The 17772-nt window shown below is 40.8% G+C and carries 20 protein-coding genes; 7 read left to right on the forward strand and 13 right to left on the reverse strand.

Annotated elements, in window-relative coordinates; translation table 11 throughout:
- Positions 1–196 precede the first annotated feature (196 nt).
- Both FTT85_RS16195 and pyrE read right to left on the reverse strand, forming a co-directional pair.
- Positions 197–997, reverse strand: coding sequence for a hypothetical protein (locus tag FTT85_RS16195; RefSeq protein WP_180049729.1), 801 nt, complete (start codon positions 995–997; stop codon positions 197–199).
- Positions 998–1259: 262 nt separating this feature from the next.
- Positions 1260–1910, reverse strand: a complete 651-nt coding sequence (pyrE, locus tag FTT85_RS16200; RefSeq protein WP_078193224.1) for an orotate phosphoribosyltransferase — start codon at positions 1908–1910, stop codon at positions 1260–1262.
- A 39-nt stretch (positions 1911–1949) separates the two neighbouring features.
- Here pyrE and FTT85_RS16205 point away from each other — a divergent pair, with 39 nt between their 5' ends.
- Positions 1950–2768, forward strand: a complete 819-nt coding sequence (locus tag FTT85_RS16205; RefSeq protein ID WP_168379697.1) for an exodeoxyribonuclease III — start codon at positions 1950–1952, stop codon at positions 2766–2768.
- Between the two features lie 622 nt (positions 2769–3390).
- A complete protein-coding gene (locus FTT85_RS16210) occupies positions 3391–3738 on the forward strand; it encodes a Spx/MgsR family RNA polymerase-binding regulatory protein (RefSeq protein WP_168379696.1) in 348 nt (115 codons plus the stop codon).
- A gap of 104 nt (positions 3739–3842) precedes the next feature.
- Here FTT85_RS16210 and FTT85_RS16215 read toward each other — a convergent pair whose 3' ends face one another.
- Positions 3843–4280 (reverse strand): DUF2147 domain-containing protein, encoded by a 438-nt coding sequence (locus FTT85_RS16215; protein ID WP_078190586.1) that lies wholly within the window; start codon positions 4278–4280, stop codon positions 3843–3845.
- 155 nt (positions 4281–4435) lie between these two features.
- Here FTT85_RS16215 and FTT85_RS16220 point away from each other — a divergent pair, with 155 nt between their 5' ends.
- Entirely contained in the window at positions 4436–5347 is a 912-nt protein-coding gene (locus FTT85_RS16220) for an alpha/beta hydrolase (protein WP_180183981.1), read from the forward strand.
- 87 nt (positions 5348–5434) lie between these two features.
- Here the strand turns inward: FTT85_RS16220 and FTT85_RS16225 are convergent, their stop codons facing one another.
- Positions 5435–6004 (reverse strand): FMN-dependent NADH-azoreductase, encoded by a 570-nt coding sequence (locus FTT85_RS16225; RefSeq protein WP_180183982.1) that lies wholly within the window; start codon positions 6002–6004, stop codon positions 5435–5437.
- Positions 6005–6285: 281 nt separating this feature from the next.
- Here FTT85_RS16225 and FTT85_RS16230 point away from each other — a divergent pair, with 281 nt between their 5' ends.
- On the forward strand, positions 6286–7452 hold the full coding sequence (locus tag FTT85_RS16230) for a GGDEF domain-containing protein (RefSeq protein ID WP_228145159.1): 1167 nt from the start codon (positions 6286–6288) through the stop codon (positions 7450–7452).
- 34 nt (positions 7453–7486) lie between these two features.
- Here the strand turns inward: FTT85_RS16230 and FTT85_RS16235 are convergent, their stop codons facing one another.
- The 5 genes from FTT85_RS16235 to FTT85_RS16255 all read right to left on the reverse strand — a co-directional run bounded on the left by FTT85_RS16235 (position 7487) and on the right by FTT85_RS16255 (position 11830).
- Positions 7487–8155, reverse strand: coding sequence for a glutathione S-transferase family protein (locus FTT85_RS16235; protein WP_180170909.1), 669 nt, complete (start codon positions 8153–8155; stop codon positions 7487–7489).
- 2 nt (positions 8156–8157) lie between these two features.
- On the reverse strand, positions 8158–9954 hold the full coding sequence (gene dsbD, locus FTT85_RS16240; RefSeq protein ID WP_180135465.1) for a protein-disulfide reductase DsbD: 1797 nt from the start codon (positions 9952–9954) through the stop codon (positions 8158–8160).
- A 53-nt stretch (positions 9955–10007) separates the two neighbouring features.
- Complete coding sequence (locus FTT85_RS16245) at positions 10008–10778, reverse strand: transporter (protein WP_180022329.1); 771 nt, start codon at positions 10776–10778, stop codon at positions 10008–10010.
- Between the two features lie 14 nt (positions 10779–10792).
- Positions 10793–11335: an ankyrin repeat domain-containing protein gene (locus FTT85_RS16250; protein ID WP_180041426.1), complete on the reverse strand. Its 543-nt coding sequence runs from the start codon at positions 11333–11335 to the stop codon at positions 10793–10795.
- A gap of 129 nt (positions 11336–11464) precedes the next feature.
- Complete coding sequence (locus tag FTT85_RS16255) at positions 11465–11830, reverse strand: HPF/RaiA family ribosome-associated protein (protein WP_078190593.1); 366 nt, start codon at positions 11828–11830, stop codon at positions 11465–11467.
- A gap of 496 nt (positions 11831–12326) precedes the next feature.
- On the opposite strand from FTT85_RS16255, the gene FTT85_RS16260 reads away from it, so the two are divergent.
- Positions 12327–13064 (forward strand): outer membrane protein OmpK, encoded by a 738-nt coding sequence (locus tag FTT85_RS16260; protein WP_180041425.1) that lies wholly within the window; start codon positions 12327–12329, stop codon positions 13062–13064.
- A 101-nt stretch (positions 13065–13165) separates the two neighbouring features.
- Entirely contained in the window at positions 13166–13666 is a 501-nt protein-coding gene (locus FTT85_RS16265; RefSeq protein ID WP_180041424.1) for a GNAT family N-acetyltransferase, read from the forward strand.
- 17 nt (positions 13667–13683) lie between these two features.
- On the opposite strand, the gene FTT85_RS16270 is transcribed toward FTT85_RS16265, so the two are convergent.
- On the reverse strand, positions 13684–14166 hold the full coding sequence (locus FTT85_RS16270; RefSeq protein ID WP_180041423.1) for a DUF1877 family protein: 483 nt from the start codon (positions 14164–14166) through the stop codon (positions 13684–13686).
- Positions 14167–14445: 279 nt separating this feature from the next.
- Here FTT85_RS16270 and FTT85_RS16275 point away from each other — a divergent pair, with 279 nt between their 5' ends.
- On the forward strand, positions 14446–15147 hold the full coding sequence (locus FTT85_RS16275; RefSeq protein ID WP_180041422.1) for a phospholipase D family protein: 702 nt from the start codon (positions 14446–14448) through the stop codon (positions 15145–15147).
- A gap of 101 nt (positions 15148–15248) precedes the next feature.
- Here FTT85_RS16275 and urtE read toward each other — a convergent pair whose 3' ends face one another.
- The 3 genes from urtE to urtC are packed head-to-tail and all read right to left on the reverse strand — an operon-like array spanning position 15249 to position 17675.
- Positions 15249–15947, reverse strand: coding sequence for an urea ABC transporter ATP-binding subunit UrtE (urtE, locus tag FTT85_RS16280; protein ID WP_180041421.1), 699 nt, complete (start codon positions 15945–15947; stop codon positions 15249–15251).
- Between the two features lie 10 nt (positions 15948–15957).
- Positions 15958–16779: an urea ABC transporter ATP-binding protein UrtD gene (gene urtD, locus FTT85_RS16285; protein ID WP_168379685.1), complete on the reverse strand. Its 822-nt coding sequence runs from the start codon at positions 16777–16779 to the stop codon at positions 15958–15960.
- Entirely contained in the window at positions 16776–17675 is a 900-nt protein-coding gene (gene urtC, locus FTT85_RS16290) for an urea ABC transporter permease subunit UrtC (RefSeq protein WP_373886903.1), read from the reverse strand. The genes urtD and urtC overlap by 4 nt, the downstream gene beginning before the upstream one ends.
- Positions 17676–17772 lie beyond the last annotated feature (97 nt).

Genomic DNA, 17772 nt, shown 5'->3' on the forward strand with positions numbered 1-17772 from the left:
TTAAGTTCTTTATCCGACATAGACACCAACATATCAAACCGTCCGCTAAGAAAATTGCAAAAGTGCATATTCTAAAAGCGGACATTTTTACTTTGGAGAAACCGGACATTTCTACTTTGGGCTTACATACACGTTTCGTATAACCTCTATTATGTTAAATAGACTCAAAAATAGTGGAAGTTTTGCGATAGTTACTCTATTGATTAGCATTCCAAGCTTTTAATAAACGCCAAATATTTTGATCTACAGCTTTCCAATCTTTTAATGATTCATAAGGCATTCTCCATTCAATATTCACGTTAGGATAGAGAGGTGTTTCAGATTTTGTGGTTATTACGATTTGGTCTGTAAGATTACGATTAATTGTCATTAAAAATTCAGAATGGTATGGATCTGATGCATGACCTAAACAATGATAAGAAATATCAGAATCCAAATTTATTGAATAACATTCTAAATCAAATTTTTTAAATGAATCTTCATATTTTACAAATTTATGTGATGTTAAATAGTTTATCCATTCTCTTGGTGTTCGTTTATATTTAAAAGATATGGGATCAAGTGTACTGAAATTTTGTAGATGCACTTTTACTTGATCTTGATAACTCCTATCATAAAAGTTATTAATTTTTATATTCTTAGCATTATTCAAAAGTAGATTAAATTGCATAGGCTTTTGAAAATCGGCAACGTTCTCAATTTTATCATCGTCATTTAGTATTTCTACTGTAGGAATGAAGTTAATAGGAAACTGCCCAAGAAAAGGGTTACTTAAAACTATGCCTTGCTCAATATTCTTTTTACCACCTACAACTGTTTTTATAATTAAATCCGATGAAATCCCCCAAGTCACTAAATCCCCTGATTTTGATATATCTTTATAATATTCAATATCCGATTTTTCTGATAAAGATTTAGACCTAGGTTCTGAAGAGTCAGTACATCCACATATAGCAGTAAAATGTATTAAAATAATAAAAGTTCTGATGGAATTCATAATGAAAGTCTTCTATTTATTAAATTTCCCTAAAATTAACATAATAAACGTTATACGAAATTCTTTAAATTTTCTATAAGTATCAATACTTTAACTAAAGCCGTTTCAGTAAATAGCGCACTGAGACGGCTTTTTATTGATTCTTCACGTTTAACGCCTACTTTTTAAGCAATATTTCACGTTTTTTGTTAGTTAGATGCAACAATCATCATTTAAAGACGTAAAAAAGGCAGCTTCAGCTGCCTTTTGAAATCCCGAAAAATTAGATGCCGTATTTCACACGGTACGCTTCCATTTTCGCCAAGGCTTCAGTTTCGCCTTTTGCATCTAAGAAAGTCATTAAATCTTTCATAGTGATTAAAGCATGTACAGGAATTTCTAACTCTTTTTGTACTTCTTGAATCGCAGACAAATCGCCCTGACCTTTTTCTTGACGGTCTAGCGCCACCAATACGCCCGCAATTTGTGCACCGGCATTTTTCAGAATAGTCACTACTTCACGAATCGCAGTACCTGCAGTGATCACATCATCAATGATCCAGACTTTTTTGCCTTCTACTGATGCACCCACAAGCACACCGCCTTCACCATGGTCTTTCGCTTCTTTACGGTTAAAGCCCCAAGGTACACTCACACCATGGTTTTGTGACAGTGCGACAGCCGTTGCTGCTACAAATGGAATACCTTTATAAGCTGGGCCAAAGACCACCTCCACATTATCGCATTCTGTTAATTTAGCTGCATAGCCAGAAGCCAATAACGACAATGCTTCACCGTCATTCAAAAGACCCGCATTAAAAAAATAAGGACTCACACGACCCGATTTTAAAGTAAACTCACCAAATTTAAGCACACCACGTGATAATGCCAGTTCGATAAAAGCTTGTGGATTAAATGCCGCTTGCGCTGTCATGAGGTGCTCCATTTTTTAAGTTTGAGGTTAAACCTGAGCATGATACCAAAGAGTAGCTATCCAAGTGATCAAAAAATTTTACGTGTCGTTTCAATTAATGTGAATGGTCTGCGTTCCGCTGAAAAAAAAGGTATTTTTGACTGGATGGCAACTTCAGATGCCGATGTCATCTGCATGCAAGAAAGCCGCATTACCCATGAACAATGGACCGATAAATTTAAACCCGAAGGTTGGTTTACACACCTTTTCCCTGCAGAACGCCCAGGCTATGCCGGTACTGCGATTTATAGCCGCCTACCTTTTGTTTCAGTGACAGATGGTTTAGGTTTTGAATTGGCAGACACTCAAGGCCGCTTTATTTCTGCTGAGTTCGATTTAGGACTTGGACAAACTGCACATATTTGCTCGCTCTACCTGCCTTCTGGTTCATCGGGTGAAGAAGCTCAGGCGCGCAAAGACCTATTTTTAGGCGAATATCAACAAATTTTGAAGCAATGGCGTGCTGAAAATAAGTCAGTGATTGTTTGCGGTGACTACAACATCGTGCATAAACGTATTGATATTAAAAATTGGTCTGGGAACCAAAAGGCTTCGGGCTGCTTACCGCATGAACGTGCATGGCTCGATCATATTTATGATGAACTTGGCTATGTCGACACCTTCCGTGAGGTACGTAAAGAAGCCGAGCTTTACTCTTGGTGGTCTAACCGAGGACAAGCACGTGCCAAAAATGTCGGTTGGCGTATTGACTACCATGCATGTTCGCCAGACTGGAAAGAACGTACAGTCAATGCTTGGGTATTCAAAGATGAGTGGTTTAGCGACCATGCCCCAGTGATTATTGACTATAAAATTTAAGCTTTCAGCAATTAATTGAGTGAACAATTGTTTACCCAATTAGAGGTTATTTCTCACATTACATGACGAATTTGTGGATTTATCTCACAACTCGAACGTAGCATTATGGTCGCACGGCAAAGGGACATGTCAGGATGACACAAAAGGATTGGACGCCGAAGGAAGTATAAAAACAAACTAAATGATTTAGCTTGTTTTCAAGGATGTGACAATGGACGTTGGACTGAGACCCGCATGATCAGGATGATTAAATGCGGGTTTTCTCTTTTCTAGCCCTCGCATCTCTAGACTCCCCCAAATAAAACAGCTAAAAATTCGATCTGCACAGCAAATTCTTATTCTCGCTTTATTTCTACTTCTGACCGTGCAACCTTAGGCTGAATTTTCTTGTTATCGCAGCGCTTTCTTTTCTGATTCGTTTTGTTCTGTAGGCTATTCTAAAAGACCAAAATGTCGTTTTGATGACAATGCCTAATATTTACAGCATGCGACTTTTACAGCAAAACATTTATTTCTCAATCCACATCACGATCGGGCTTTGAGCATTGATGAATTAGCCTGTAGGATAATGCTGAATTGTATTTTTTATCATATTGTTTTGAATAATTGAGGACACCTGTTCATGCTTAAAATTTATGGCATCAAAAACTGTAATACCATGAAAAAAGCTTTCGACTTGCTCAACGAATTAGGCCTGACCTACGAATTTCATGACTATAAAAAACAAGCGATTGATGCTGAAACCGTAAAAAAATGGCTCGATGCCAAAGGTGCTGATGTGATTCTCAACAAAAAAGGCACCACATGGAAAAGACTCAGTGAAGAAGAGCAACAGACAGCCTTAGCCAGTGAAGAAAATTTGATTCAGTGCTTAACAGCGCATAGCAGCATGATTAAACGCCCAGTACTGGATACAGGTAGCGACTTATTGGTTGGCTATGATGAAAACGCTTACCGTGCATTGAAATAAATGTTTTCATCACACTCATGCACTGCCCTTGTTCAATTTTGACTGAGCAAGCAGTCATAAAAAAAGCCTGACATCGTCAGGCTTTTTGTTGGAATCACGTCAAATTAGTTGGCGCGGATCCATGTTTGGTTACGACCTAAAGCAGCAACACCAATAAAGCCGCGAAGCTCTAATTTTTTGCCGCCATCAGCCAATTGACCTTTTAACTTGTAAGTTTTACCTGATTGAGGATCCAAAATTGAACCGCTCTCATAGCTTGTACCACCAACATTTTTAAGACCGGTCACAATTCGCAAGCCTTTTAATGATTTGTTGTGATATGGGCCTTCACATTTTTTACATGCATTCTCTTCACCTGGTGTCAAAACTGACTGAATGCTCGCAGAAAGCGTACCATTTTTTTGCTCGGTGAATTTTACAATCGCTTTTGGCTGCTTGGTTTTATCATCAATGGTTTTCCAAGTTGTACCATTTAGCGGGTCTGCAGCATTTGCAAATGCGGCTAAACTCATCAATCCTAATGCTAGTGCAATTTTTTTCATTTTTGTTTATTTCCCTGGTCTGATATAGACGACATTAGTATCCAAAAGTCACAACAATTTATCAATTTTTGTATGTGACCGTTTAGTGTAACCTTGTAATTTGTGTTGGTAAATATGCTCACACGATTCCTAAAATAGAAAAAGATGGAAAGACAATGAAGATATCGCCACTGACGAAACAACTGATTACAGAAAGCATTTTAAAAACAACAATTCGTGGGCCGAGCCAGTTCAATTTACCGCCCAATACTTTACGTTTTGCTTTGGAACAAATGTGTCGTGCATTTCCCCAAAACCCGGATGTACAAATTCGCCCGATTCGCTTAGCCGGCTTAAAAGCCGAAGAAATCAAACCGCAACAGGCATCGACCCAATTAATTTTTCATATTCATGGGGGCGCATTTTTCTTGGGTTCGATGAACACACATCGGGCGTTTCTGACTCAAGTTACCGCACGCACGCAAATGCAAGTGTTACATTTGGATTATCCTTTATCCCCAGAAGCACAGTTTCCTGAAGCACTCGATGCCCTTTTTGATGTGTATGCGGTGTTATTAGATCAAGGGATTCAAGCCAAAGATATTATTTTGTCAGGCGACTCTTGTGGTGCAAACTTAGCGCTTGCCTTAGCCCTTAAAATTCAACAGGAACAACTTCCACAAGTCAGTGGTTTGGTGTTGATGTCACCGTTTTTAGACCTGACGCTGAGCAGTGAGTCCCTACGCTATAACCGTAAGCATGATGCGCTGTTAAGCATAGAAGCCCTCGAAACAGGCATTGATTATTATGTACCACGCTCGGTCGATCGAGCTGATCCATTGGTCTCGCCTTTTTTTGCCGAGCTCAAAGGACTGCCTCCGATTCATATTCAAGTAGGTTCTAAAGAAATTTTATTGGATGATGCGCAGCGCTTTAAAGTCAAAGCAGAAGAAACTGGCCTAGATGTCGAATTTAAGCTGTACACTGGCATGTGGCATAACTTCCAAATGTTTAGCTCTTGGTTTGAAGAAGGACAACGTGCGCTGAGTGATTTAGCCGATTTTGCACACCGACTGGATCAGGACTAATCCCTGAAAACTAATTCCCTGAAACGGATCAAAGTCACCATAAAAAAAGGTCAGCAGATGCTGACCTAAGAGGGAAATGTCAATCAATTAAATGGCTTGAATTTGAGCCTGAGCTGTCGCCATTGCCTGTGCTTTCATATCTGGTCCCATATTGACACCTTCGGCACGAATCACATCAATATCGCTGACACCCGTAAAATTAAACACGGCTTTTAATAAACCTTCTTGATAATCTACAGGGCTGTTATCGCCATACACACCGCCACGACTGCTGGCAATATAGACTTTTTTGTCACCTGCCAAGCCCACTGGACCTTGTTCTGTATATTTAAAGGTACGACCTGCAACACTGATACGGTCAATCCACGCTTTCAAAGTTGATGGCAAACCGAAGTTATACATAGCAGCACCGACCACAACCACATCGGCATCTAAATATTGTTGTAACAACTGCTCGCCTAAAGCCGATTGTTCTGCATTTTGACCCATCAAAATTTCACTGCTGAGATGTGGAATCTGCTGTACTGCTAAATCGAGACGTTGAACCTGTGCAGCATCACCATGTTTTTGCTGTAACTGTTGTACAATTTCAGCGCTGAGTTGACGTGAAACTGAAGCGTCGCCCATGATGCTTGAATCAATATGCAAAATTTTCATGACTAAAACCTAAAGCTGTTGTTATTAACTTGAGCCTAGTGTAATCACTTTTCATAAATAGAATAATCCCGATCCTTATGACACTATGTTTTATTTTTAGAACAATCATTTTGAACTCGCAAAAAATTTAAAATTACTGAGCGGTTCTTGACCGTTATCAAGTGTAAATTTTCATGCTAATGTAAGCCTATAAAATGATATCTATATAAACTTTAAGAAAAAAACTGATAACTCGAACAGGGCAATGACACAGGATGACGGTGAAATCAAGCATACGTGACATGATCCTCCGCAATAGAATCGCCCAGTATTTGCTGGAAGATGAAGTGGTCATGAATTGGAGTATCCTGAAAAAGTGTATGCTCATGCTGATGCTTGGCTCAGCCATTCATCTGCTTTGGATCATTTGGAAATTTTATGTTTATGTCACGCCAGAACTTTGGCAGTGGGTTAACCTTGATCTCATCCACTCTCAATTGTGGACCAATATCGTCTTTTTTTGCTTAATGGTCCTCCTGATTTGGCCTTGCTATGCTGGAAAAGATAATCCCAAGATTCAGCTAATTTTACCTTATCTTTCGGTCGGCTTATTCGTCATTTCTTTATGTCGTGATGGTTATTTAATTGGCGTTATGAGTCCAGCCACCATGATCTCCTACGTGAGCCTTGTGACCGTTGGATTGGTACTATTTACACGAAAAATCGTCTATAGCATGCTGATCCCAGCCACGATTTTTTTATCTATTTGCATGTATTTAAGCATCCGCGGCATTATCCCCTATGCCCCGATTTTTCAACCTCATGCCTATGGCTATCAAAATAGTTTTTGGCTCTTCTCAATGATCTTTTTCATTGTTCCTATTTTATTAACCTGTTTGGCTTTATTTGAAATCTTACTCAGCCAATGGCGTCATCGAGAGCATCTGATTCAAAAACTTAGTCAAGTCGACCCACTGACCAATTTATTTAATCGACGCAGTATCAATCAATGTTTGGAACAGCTCGATAGTGCTAAAACAGATACATATGCACTGGTCTTATTGGACTTAGACCATTTCAAACGCATCAATGATGAATATGGACACGATAAAGGCGATGAAACCTTGATTCTCGTCAGCCAAGTATTAAACCAACATTTACGCGGTAGTGATGTGGTTGGGCGGTTTGGCGGGGAAGAGTTTATTTTGGTGCTAAAAAATTCTAACTTAGAACAAGCGATATTCATTGCAGAGCGCTGTCGAAAAGCCATTGAGCAGCTTGAAATTTGGGGACATGATGGTCAGTCAATTCATGTGACAGCCAGTTTTGGCATTGCGATTTCTACGCCAGAATTGGTACCGCAACAATTGCTGACCCATGCAGATCAGGCGCTATATGCAGCTAAAGCTGGTGGCCGCAACATGGTGATGGCCTACACCGAACAACAAAGCTTTAGCCATTTGGTTTAAAACTTTTCTACAGCTCAGATGCGTCGTTGAGCTTTTAACGTGGATACTGTTCCATTCGACGGACTGGCTGTTCCTGTTGAGCAGCCGTGATCCATGCCTCCACAGAAGGATGCTGCAAAATCTTTTGCATATAACGACGTGTGTTGTCACTCAAGGGTAACTGAAAGGTCTGTAAACGTGTTACCACGGGTGCAAAAAACGCATCAGCAATACTAAACTCACCGCATAGAAAGCCATCCACCACAGTACGACTCGACCAAATCTGCTCGATTCGAGTCACTTCAGCACGCAATTCAGCATGTTCGGACCATAATATCTGACCATGACGACCATAATCCGCCTGCAGATTCATACTGCATAAGCTACGCAATTGCATAAAACTACTGTGCATTTCCGCGCAAATACTCCGTGCCCATGCACGTTGTGTGGGATCTTTGGGCCACAGTGGAAGCTCTTGAAACTGCTCTGCCAAATATTCACAAATCGCCAATGAGTCCCAAATCATCACAGCGTCATGTTGCAGTAGGGGCACCTTGCCATTGGCATGTAGGGCTAACATTTGCTGCTTGAACGCTCCGCCATCTGCTTCTTCAGAAAAAGGGATCAAGATCTCTTGAAAGGGTAAATTAAACGCGTGTAACACCAACCACGGTCGCATAGACCACGTCGAATAGTTTTTATTGGCAATATATAATTGCATCATTTTTATTCTCCACGCGATTTAAATTTTTCCAATTGCGCTAGCAATTCTTTCTCACTAAAAGCGCCCGTCAAACGCAGTCCACGTATCTCTTGATGCGCTGTATCTAAAAATAAATAGGTCGGTGGCCCTAAAATATCCCATTGATTAAGCAGTACTTGATGGGTTGCATCATACTGACTCAAATCCAACTTAATTAAATAATACGGTGCCAAAGCCTGTTGCACTACTGTCGATTTTAAAACTTTATGTTCAATCGGCTGGCAGGCCACACACCAATCGGCATAGACATCAATAATTGCGGATTGACCTTGAGGAATTTCACTTAATAAACGTTGAAACTCTTCCGCTGTATGTGCCACATGCCAAGCACTTTGTTGTTGATTTTCTTCGACTAAAAAACGTTGGCTATGTTGATATTGACTGTACACAATATAAGGTACGGCGGCACAGAACACCAAGATATACAACCATTTGAGCTGAGTACTGCGCCATAAAATGCGCCAAAGCACATAAGCGCTAAACACCAGACCCAGAGCAAGGGATAACCACTGTAACCAAGCTTCACTGATCAATGGTCGAATAAAATACAAAGCCAATGCCAACATAATGAAAGCAAAGAGCACCTTGATTTGATTCATCCACAAACCCGCTTTAGGCAATACCCGTGAGCCAAGGACACTGGCCAACAATAGCGGGGTCCCCATGCCAAAGCCGAGGGTGAATAACAATAACGCACCTTGCCACTGACTTTGGGTTTGGGAAATAAATAATAATGCGCCTGCCAACGGTGCTGTCATACAAGGACCGACCAGTAATGCTGAAATCATCCCCATGACCCCAGCGCCAACGAGACTACCGCCCTTTTGCATCGACTGAGCTTGGTCTAAGCGATTGACCCAACTGCGTGGCAATTTCAGTTCAAATAAACCAAATAAATTCAGGGCAAAAACCACAAAGAGTACGCTAAAGGCAATTAAGGTCGAGGGTTGTTGCAACCAACGCTGGAAATTCAAACCTGCAGACGACGCCACCAAGCCGAGAATGGCATACACCATCGCCATACTGGTGACAAAAGTCAGTGCAATCATCCATGCTTTTAAACCTCGGCTGTCGCGGACAATCAGTGAGGTTAAAATCGGCAGCATTGGCAATGAACAAGGGGTAAAGGCCAACAAAAAACCCAAGCCAAAAAACAGGAAAAGGCCATAAAATATGGAGCTTTGTGCTAATTTTTCAGACCACATTTGGTCACTTGCGGTATAGCGATCAGAAGCCAGTGCAGCATTATCTGCCCGCTGCTGATCTAAACGATTCGCCGTAGGCTGTTCGGCAGTATTTTCTGCTGCAAAATCGAGTAAGCGTTTATTTGGACTGGTAAGATTTTGCTGTGTGACCAAACCAGAAGCATCCGTTTCAAAGCTGATGCTCTGTGGTGGATAACACACCCGATCCTTGGCACAGCCTTGCCAACTGACTTGATAAGTCTGCAGTTTTTGAGTTGGAATTTTAAAACTCAACTGTTGGTAATACACCTGCGTATGACCATAGTTATCGTCTTTTAAATCCTCAGCAGCAGGCAAATCCAAAGCCAAAACTTGATTGCCCTGCTTCACCTCTATTTTGTGCTGATACAGATAATAATGCGCTGGAATATCCCAACTCAGCTCCGCCTGATCTGCACGATCGGAGACGACCGAGAAAGGAAAAGCATCTTCAGCTGAAAGTAATGCATCCTGAGCAGAGACGCCCATACTGAACGACAGCACAGCCGCTGCCGCAACATAAGTCCATTGTTTCATTCAGCTGAATTCATCCTCAGTCTGTATTTATACGTTTTAAAATTTAGGTTTTTTTAGAACAGGTAAGATACACCCAAACCTGACTGATAATTTTTATGACCGCCAGTGAGTTCTAGACCGACGCTCGCATCCAACTGCATACGATCCGAAACGGCATACGTTAGACCGGAAGCCAAAGACACTTCCTGATCCGTACTCTCTGCTTTGCGATAAACCAGCTCAGAAAAACCCGATAAATTACCCGCAATTTGATATTCCATTCCTGGAATGGCACTCACAGCCCAATCACCATCTTGAACTTCATAACGCATGGTCATTGAAGTCCCAATTGTATCGCTATAATCATAAGCCACAGCGGAAGTCAGACTATAAATATCGTCCTCAGCACTAAAACCTTCATTGCCTGTTGCAATAATCGCTTCAGCAAGAATAGCCATCGACAATTTCTCATCATTCAAATCAATGGCTTTTTTCAGACCAATGCTGACATCACCCAAACCATCGTCTTCAACTGAGCGACCCGCAACTTTGGTTTTAGACCATGCCGGACCTTGCCAACCCAATTGCAATTCCAAATCTTTTGCCAAACCAGTACGGAACAACATATCTGCATTTAAAGTGGTGTTTTTTACTTTTTCACCATTTTCATCACGACTTTCACTATAGCTCGCTGCTGGCAAACTTTGTTCCCATGCCAAACGACCTACAGGGGTAATGCCTGTGCCCATACCCGCGCCCGGACGGTCAAATGAAAAATCCGCCGCAAATGCAGACAGGCTCAAACTAGATAATGTTGCAATGCTTAAAACTTTAAATACAGTCATGTTTTTACTCACAATTATGCTAATTCCTTGGTCATTTTTGCGCCATGGCTACGCAAAAGCTCCAAGGTTTGTTTTTCTTCTTCCAATGCTTCTGACCAATTTACCGCGTCAAAATCACAGTCAAAAAATAATTCACTAATCGACGATAAAATGGTTAAACCATCGCTATCAATCATATTTGGATTCACTTTTTCATCCAATAAACGCTGTACCGCAGGGACACATGCTGCACTCGCGGCGTCCCATAATGGACCATAAATTTCTTCAGCATCCCATAAATGCACATTGGCTTTGGCTTGAATCAGCGCTTCCAAGATTTGCATATGTACGTCTAAATGTTGTGTTTTCTGTTCTGTTGTTAAAGGTTGGCCTGCTTCATATGCTTCGCAAACCATTTCCCACCATTTAAACAAACCATCAGACCATACAGAAACCGCAGGTCCTTTTTCAAAGTCGATAAAATTTGGATTAAGACCATCTGCCAACAGGCGTTGCACCTGTGCAAGATCTTGTTCTTCTAACGCTTGCACAAAAAGCTGTTGTTGCGCTGTTAACATCTGGAAAGCTCACTTCAATTTATTTTGATCTATTATGCCGAATAAAGCTGCGTTTGTTTGAATTTCATGTAAAACAAAATACAAAACACACAAAAAAAGCCCCGCAGGGCTTTTTTTAAATTTTGAGACTTATTCGTCGTCTACGCTGTCATCTGCTTCAGCAAAAGCAGGTTGCGTACTGCGTGGGTTCTCTTTCTTTTCGAACACATGTTCAAGACTACGTTTAAGTCGATCAATTGCACCGTGAATAGCTGTATCTACATTATGACCACGATGGTTGACCACGACAGGCTTCAAACCCGCTGGACGCGCTTCAATCATACATTTAATGTCATCGCTGCCGCCCTTGTCCCCATTTTCATCACTTAAATGCACCGAGAAGTGGGTAATGCGTTCACTATGGCGCTGAAATTCTTCATTAAGTTCTGCACGAACGTATGTAATTAGTCGATCACTGTTTATAATGTTTTTATCTGTACGGATTTCAATGTTCATAATATCATCCTCATATCTATCTGTATTAGCTATAAAAATTTGTGCAAAACTTATTATCTTGGCACGTTACATTTGCTGTAAATGTTACAGCAATGACCATCTTCAACTTTGTATGGAACGTCGTCCTCCACATTGAATGATGAACACTTTAGAGTCTGCAGATCCGTGTCCTTATACTTCGAATATCGGTCTTAAGTTAGAATTTTGCAAGTGCTATTTTGATATTTTTTTAATATCCATACAAAAAGTAAGACTTTATTGTAGATTTGCATTGTTTTAATTGATTTGGGTCATATTTTTGTGCATTTCCTCGACGTCCACCATCTATTTGCACAATTCCATTCAAACTCAAAATCTCGCTTTTACCGTCATTGATCATTCACAGCGTATTTCCCCTTCAAATTACAAAACAATTTTGCCGTTGAGTAAAATTTGGCTTTATTTTTGCTTAATAATCTGTATGCTTTCAGTGCTTCTCGGGGGGAGATATTTTTTAATGAAACTTACACAAATCGTTGCATCATGTGCATTAGCATCTGCTGCTGCTTTCACTCAAGCTTCACCTATCGTATGGCAAGATTTCAGCTTAACTGGCTTATATGGTGAAAACTATGAAGTTGGTACTGAAGACCGTACAACGATCACAGCCGAATATGCAGCGAAACTGAAGTATTCAGATGTATTCTTCTTCGTTGACCAACAATTGGATGGTAACGATGATCAATCAACTTATGCAGAATTAGCGCCACGTCTAAGCTTAGGTGAAGTTTCTAGTAAAGACCTTTCTATGGGTCCGATCAAAGACGTTCTGATTGCAACGACTTGGGAACATAATGCGGGTTACGATCACCACAACTCTGAATTTAACAACTTCTTGTACGGTGTAGGTTTCTCTCTCGATATTCCATATACACAATATGCAAATGTGAACTTCTATAAAGCGGCAAACGACAAGACTAAAGATGATTATCAAATGACAATCACTTATGCAGTGCCGTTCAAATTAGGTTCAGAAGAGTTTTTAGCAGATGCCTTCCTAGACTGGTCTACTGCTGAAGCAGACCATGCAAGTGAATTAAACTGGACATCTCAGTACAAATGGAATCTGGGTAAACACATTTCACCAAAAACTAAATTATATGTTGGTATCGAACATTCAGTTTGGAACAACAAATTTGGTATTAAAGGCGTAGACCAAAACGATGTCAGCGCATTGGTGAAATACCACTTCTAAGTTCGACTCAGAACACTATGAAGAAAAAAGCAAGGTTCATCTCCTTGCTTTTTTTCTGCCTAAGTTTTTAAATTGACTTTATTTTTATCAGAAATTTGCGCATGTCTTTTCTCATTCGACCTGCAATTCCTCAAGACTTAGCGGCCATTCTCGCAATCTATAATCATGAAGTTCTCAACGGCTTTGCGACATGGAATGATCAAGCTTATACCCTTGACTCTTTTCAACAGAAATTGCTGGATTTTCAAAAGCAAAATTTTCCTTTTGTGGTGATTGAAGATCAAGAACAGCATCAAATCGCGGGTTATGCTGACTATGGTTCATTCCGTCATTTTGCTGGCTATCGACATACTGTTGAGCACTCTGTTTATATTGACCCAAACTATGCTCGACTCGGTCTTGGTCAGCAATTATTAGAACATCTGATTCAGCATGCCAAAAGCCAAAATATGCATGTCATGATTGCAGGCATTGACCACGGCAATAGCGCCTCGATTGCCCTACACAAAAAATTAGGCTTTAAGCAAACAGGTTATATGCCTGAAGTGGGACAAAAGTTTGGTGAATGGCGTGATCTCGTCCTGATGCAACTTCAGTTATAGCCCGTGTTGAGCTGTGTTTATGGTAATTTATCCAAACGAATACCATCTTGAATCACACTCAGCACCGATAAATTATGACGCGCCGCATCACGATAAAGGTCTTGTAACTGTAAAAAAAGCAGTTTTAATTCGGCCAATTTGAGCTCTTGCTCAGGTGCGGTTTCTGCAATCGTGACCAAATAACGTTTTTTGATTTCATCCACGCTTAACTGTTGTAATGCCTGATGGATTTCTGCAACGCGAACTACAGTATTGTAATGCACTGCAAGGCTCAGTCCCGGTCGTCGCTCTGACAATGGATGTTCTGCCTGAATGGCATAATTCAGTGCCGCAGCTGAATCCCTGTTCACGCTTAATAATGGATTCAACTCTTGCCATGCCTCCCCTAAAAAAAAGGAGTGTTGTACAAAGGGTGAATCCAAGACATCTTGAGGGGTTTCTGCTTCTAAAATCAGTGTTTCCAAATCATTCGGTGGGATCAAATATAATATCGCGTCCATATTCTTATCTTCTTGTTATGTATTTAGTTAAGATTAACTTTTATTGAGCGATAATTATACAATTTTTTGTATTTCATCTGATTTATTCAATTCATTCTTTTCCCAATCTATTCCTGCTGAAATCCTAAGTAATTCACCCTTCCTATGCTTATCGCCAGTTCAATTAAATCACCTGCTTTCAAAAAACGAATGCATGTCTAAAGTTTAAAAGCGAATTATTCCACAGTATGAATTTTATGCGCTAAAATTTAAAATTATCGAAAATAATCAGGGGGATAAATGGCAAAATTCTTAAATACCAGTGGCACTAACTTCTTTCTTGAAGAATTAATCAAAAATGCCAAAGAGCGTTTGATTTTAATCAGCCCCTATTTACGTTTAAATGACCGTATTAAAGAGCTTCTTGAAGATAAAGACCGTATGAAAATTGATATTCGTATTGTCTACGGTAAAAGTGACTTACATCCAGATGAAATAAAATGGATGCAAAAACTGGATTATGTACGCGTGAGCTTTTGTAAAAATTTGCATGCAAAGTGCTATTTAAATGAAGGTGAATGCATTATTTCAAGTTTAAATCTTTATGAGTTTAGCCAAGTAAATAACAATGAAATGGGGATTTTAGTTCGTAAATACGAAGATGATGAAGTCTTTAAAGATGCCTATGAAGAAGCCCAACGTATTATTCGCATCAGCGATGAAGTACGCATTACTTTAGATGAGGTGAAAGCAGAAAAACCTAATATTGAAAAAATTGAAGAAGAATCACTTTTACAATCTAAATTAACCAGTTCAAAACTCGCCGCAAAGCACAAATTAAAAACCCCTGAATTATTAGAACTATTGGTGAGTAAAGGGTTACTTGAAGAAAAAGCAGAAGGTAAGCATACGCTTACAGATTCAGGTAAATTCATTGGAGGAGAATTCAAGCCCAATCAATATGGTGGCTATTTTCTTTGGCCTGAAAACATTGAACTTTAATCCACATAAAAATTTCCTCCCTTTAAGCATTACAGCCGTGAGTAAAATACCTCCCCCCTCTCTTGCCCCAAAATATGGAGCAAAAGAGGGTATTAAACAACCTAAATCGCCACCAGTTCCCGAATGCCTTTTTTGGGCATTTCACTACCGACACCTTGTGCAATCACTTGCCCCCGCGCCATCACGGTATATTCATCTGCCAGTTCTTCTGCAAAATCATAAAACTGTTCAACCAAAACAATCGCCATTTCTCCGCTATCGGCTAACTGACGAATCACACGACCAATGTCTTTAATAATCGACGGCTGAATGCCTTCGGTCGGTTCATCTAAAATCAATACCCGTGGTTCGGAAGCGAGCGCACGGGCAATCGCCAATTGTTGCTGCTGACCACCAGATAAATCTCCACCTCGACGATGTTTCATTTCATCCAATACGGGGAAAATCTCATAGAGATGTTCTGGCACTTTTCGGGTTTTAGCGCCTTTAAATTTTGCCATCCCAATCAAAATATTTTCTTCAACGGTCAAGGTTGAAAAAATGTCCCGTCCTTGCGGTACATAAGCCAAGCCTTCACGTACACGTTGCTCTGGACTCAGTTTAGAAATGTCTTTGCCATCCAGTAAGATCTGCCCAGACTTGATCGGTAAAATGCCCATTAAACATTTTAAGAGGGTGGTTTTACCCACACCATTTCGCCCGAGCACCACTGAACACGCACCCACGGGAGCGGCAAATGTCACATCTCTTAAAATATGACTGCCACCATAAAACTGATTGACGTCTTTGACTTCTAACATGGTCTGCTCCTTAACGTCCAAGATATTTTTCAATGACATCTTCATTGGCTTGGACTTCGGCCAATGTACCCTCGGCCAAAATCGCACCTTGCGCCAACACGGTGACTTTTTCACTGATGGTGTCAATAAAGCTCATGTCATGTTCAACCACAACAAGGGTATGGTTCTTTTTCAACTCTAAACACAGCTCTGCGGTACGCTCTGTTTCAGCATCGGTCATTCCTGCTACAGGTTCATCCAGCAAAATCAACTTTGGGCGCTGCATCAGTAGCATGCCTATTTCTAACCACTGCTTTTGACCATGTGACAACAGCCCTGCCGGTTTATGGATCAATTCTTCTAAGCGGATTTGTGCTAAAGATTCGTCCAAGGCGTTTTGCGCATCTGGATCGAGTTTGCTGAAGAAACTCTTTTTCACCCGTTTATCTTTCGGCGCAGCCAATAACAGGTTTTCCATCACGGTAAAATTTTCAAATACAGTAGGCTTTTGAAACTTACGACCGATTCCGGCTTCAGCTATTTGCTCTGTACTCATTTTTGCCAAATCATAGGTTTGCCCAAAAAAAGCCGAACCTTCTGTTGGGCGAGTTTTACCCGTAATCACATCCATCAGCGTGGTTTTGCCTGCACCATTGGGACCAATGATGCAGCGCAGCTCACCTTCTTTGATATATAACGACAAATCATTTAATGCACGGAAAGAATCAAACCAGACACTGACTTTTTCTAAATACAAGGCAATGCCGTGACTGAAATCCGCACCCTGCTCCTTTGGTCGTCCATAACCTTCAGCAGCATGACCGCCATGCGGTTGAACCCATTGATCATTCATTCGCTGCGCTCCTTTTTAAACCGCTCTAATAACCCAATCACACCTTTTGGCAAGAATATCGTTACCACAATAAACAGCGCACCTAAAATCAATAGCCATGCCTCTGGATAAGCCACCGTGAAATAGGTCTTCACCCCATTGATTAAACCTGCACCCAAAATTGGGCCAATCAGCGTACCGCGCCCCCCTGCAGCCACCCACACCGCCATTTCAATCGAATTGACAGGGTTCATTTCACTCGGGTTAATAATACCGACTTGAGGGACATACAGAGCGCCTGCAATCCCTGCGATCACAGCGGACAAGACCCATGCAGAGAGCTTGTACCATAAGGTGCGATAACCTAAATATTGCAAACGGTTTTCACTGTCACGAATTGCACCAAGTACGCGACCATAGGGTTTATTCATCAGGTGACGTAAACCGACAAAACAGATAAGCAAAGTCAGTGCCGTGAGGAAACACAAGGTTGCACGCATTGGTGCAGAGGTAATATCCATACCTAAGATGGTTTTAAAACCGGTAAAGCCGTTGTTACCGCCAAAGCCTGTTTCATTGCGGAAAAACAGTAGCGCCGCAGCAAAGGTCATGGCTTGGGTAATAATTGAAAAATACACGCCTTTAATTTTTGAGCGGAAGGCAAAGAAGCCAAAAATGAAGGCAATCAATCCCGGAACTAAAACCACCAAAGCCAATGCCCACACGATATGTTCAGTACCCATCCAGTACCACGGTAGCTCAGTCCAACTCAAAAAGCGCATAAAGTCGGGTAAGCCATCGCCTGCCGCCTCACGCATGAGATACATGCCAAAGGCATAGCCGCCCAAGGCAAAGTACAAACCATGCCCCAAACTTAAAATGCCGGCCTCTGTACACGACAAAAATAGATAACTCATTGAAATAATGTCACAATAATTGTTTTCTAACGACGAATACTATGACACATCTCAATGAGTTATATCTTATCTTAAACAAATCTCTAAAATGGAACAA

Origin of the sequence: Acinetobacter sp. YH01020, assembly GCF_013420275.1 — a bacterium.
GTDB classification, from domain to species: Bacteria; Pseudomonadota; Gammaproteobacteria; order Pseudomonadales; family Moraxellaceae; genus Acinetobacter; species Acinetobacter amyesii.

Coding starts and splice junctions, on each gene's coding strand:
- FTT85_RS16220 (WP_180183981.1), top strand. CDS start 4,436: ATGAAGATATCGCCACTGACGAAACAACTGATTACAGAAAGCATTTTA.
- FTT85_RS16235 (WP_180170909.1), bottom strand. CDS start 8,155: ATGATGCAATTATATATTGCCAATAAAAACTATTCGACGTGGTCTATG.
- FTT85_RS16265 (WP_180041424.1), top strand. CDS start 13,166: ATGTCTTTTCTCATTCGACCTGCAATTCCTCAAGACTTAGCGGCCATT.
- urtD (WP_168379685.1), bottom strand. CDS start 16,779: ATGAATGATCAATGGGTTCAACCGCATGGCGGTCATGCTGCTGAAGGT.
- FTT85_RS16270 (WP_180041423.1), bottom strand. CDS start 14,166: ATGGACGCGATATTATATTTGATCCCACCGAATGATTTGGAAACACTG.
- FTT85_RS16275 (WP_180041422.1), top strand. CDS start 14,446: ATGGCAAAATTCTTAAATACCAGTGGCACTAACTTCTTTCTTGAAGAA.
- pyrE (WP_078193224.1), bottom strand. CDS start 1,910: ATGACAGCGCAAGCGGCATTTAATCCACAAGCTTTTATCGAACTGGCA.
- FTT85_RS16260 (WP_180041425.1), top strand. CDS start 12,327: ATGAAACTTACACAAATCGTTGCATCATGTGCATTAGCATCTGCTGCT.
- FTT85_RS16245 (WP_180022329.1), bottom strand. CDS start 10,778: ATGACTGTATTTAAAGTTTTAAGCATTGCAACATTATCTAGTTTGAGC.
- FTT85_RS16195 (WP_180049729.1), bottom strand. CDS start 997: ATGAATTCCATCAGAACTTTTATTATTTTAATACATTTTACTGCTATA.
- FTT85_RS16255 (WP_078190593.1), bottom strand. CDS start 11,830: ATGAACATTGAAATCCGTACAGATAAAAACATTATAAACAGTGATCGA.
- FTT85_RS16225 (WP_180183982.1), bottom strand. CDS start 6,004: ATGAAAATTTTGCATATTGATTCAAGCATCATGGGCGACGCTTCAGTT.
- FTT85_RS16230 (WP_228145159.1), top strand. CDS start 6,286: ATGATCCTCCGCAATAGAATCGCCCAGTATTTGCTGGAAGATGAAGTG.
- urtE (WP_180041421.1), bottom strand. CDS start 15,947: ATGTTAGAAGTCAAAGACGTCAATCAGTTTTATGGTGGCAGTCATATT.
- urtC (WP_373886903.1), bottom strand. CDS start 17,675: ATGAGTTATCTATTTTTGTCGTGTACAGAGGCCGGCATTTTAAGTTTG.
- dsbD (WP_180135465.1), bottom strand. CDS start 9,954: ATGAAACAATGGACTTATGTTGCGGCAGCGGCTGTGCTGTCGTTCAGT.
- FTT85_RS16210 (WP_168379696.1), top strand. CDS start 3,391: ATGCTTAAAATTTATGGCATCAAAAACTGTAATACCATGAAAAAAGCT.
- FTT85_RS16215 (WP_078190586.1), bottom strand. CDS start 4,280: ATGAAAAAAATTGCACTAGCATTAGGATTGATGAGTTTAGCCGCATTT.
- FTT85_RS16205 (WP_168379697.1), top strand. CDS start 1,950: ATGATACCAAAGAGTAGCTATCCAAGTGATCAAAAAATTTTACGTGTC.
- FTT85_RS16250 (WP_180041426.1), bottom strand. CDS start 11,335: ATGTTAACAGCGCAACAACAGCTTTTTGTGCAAGCGTTAGAAGAACAA.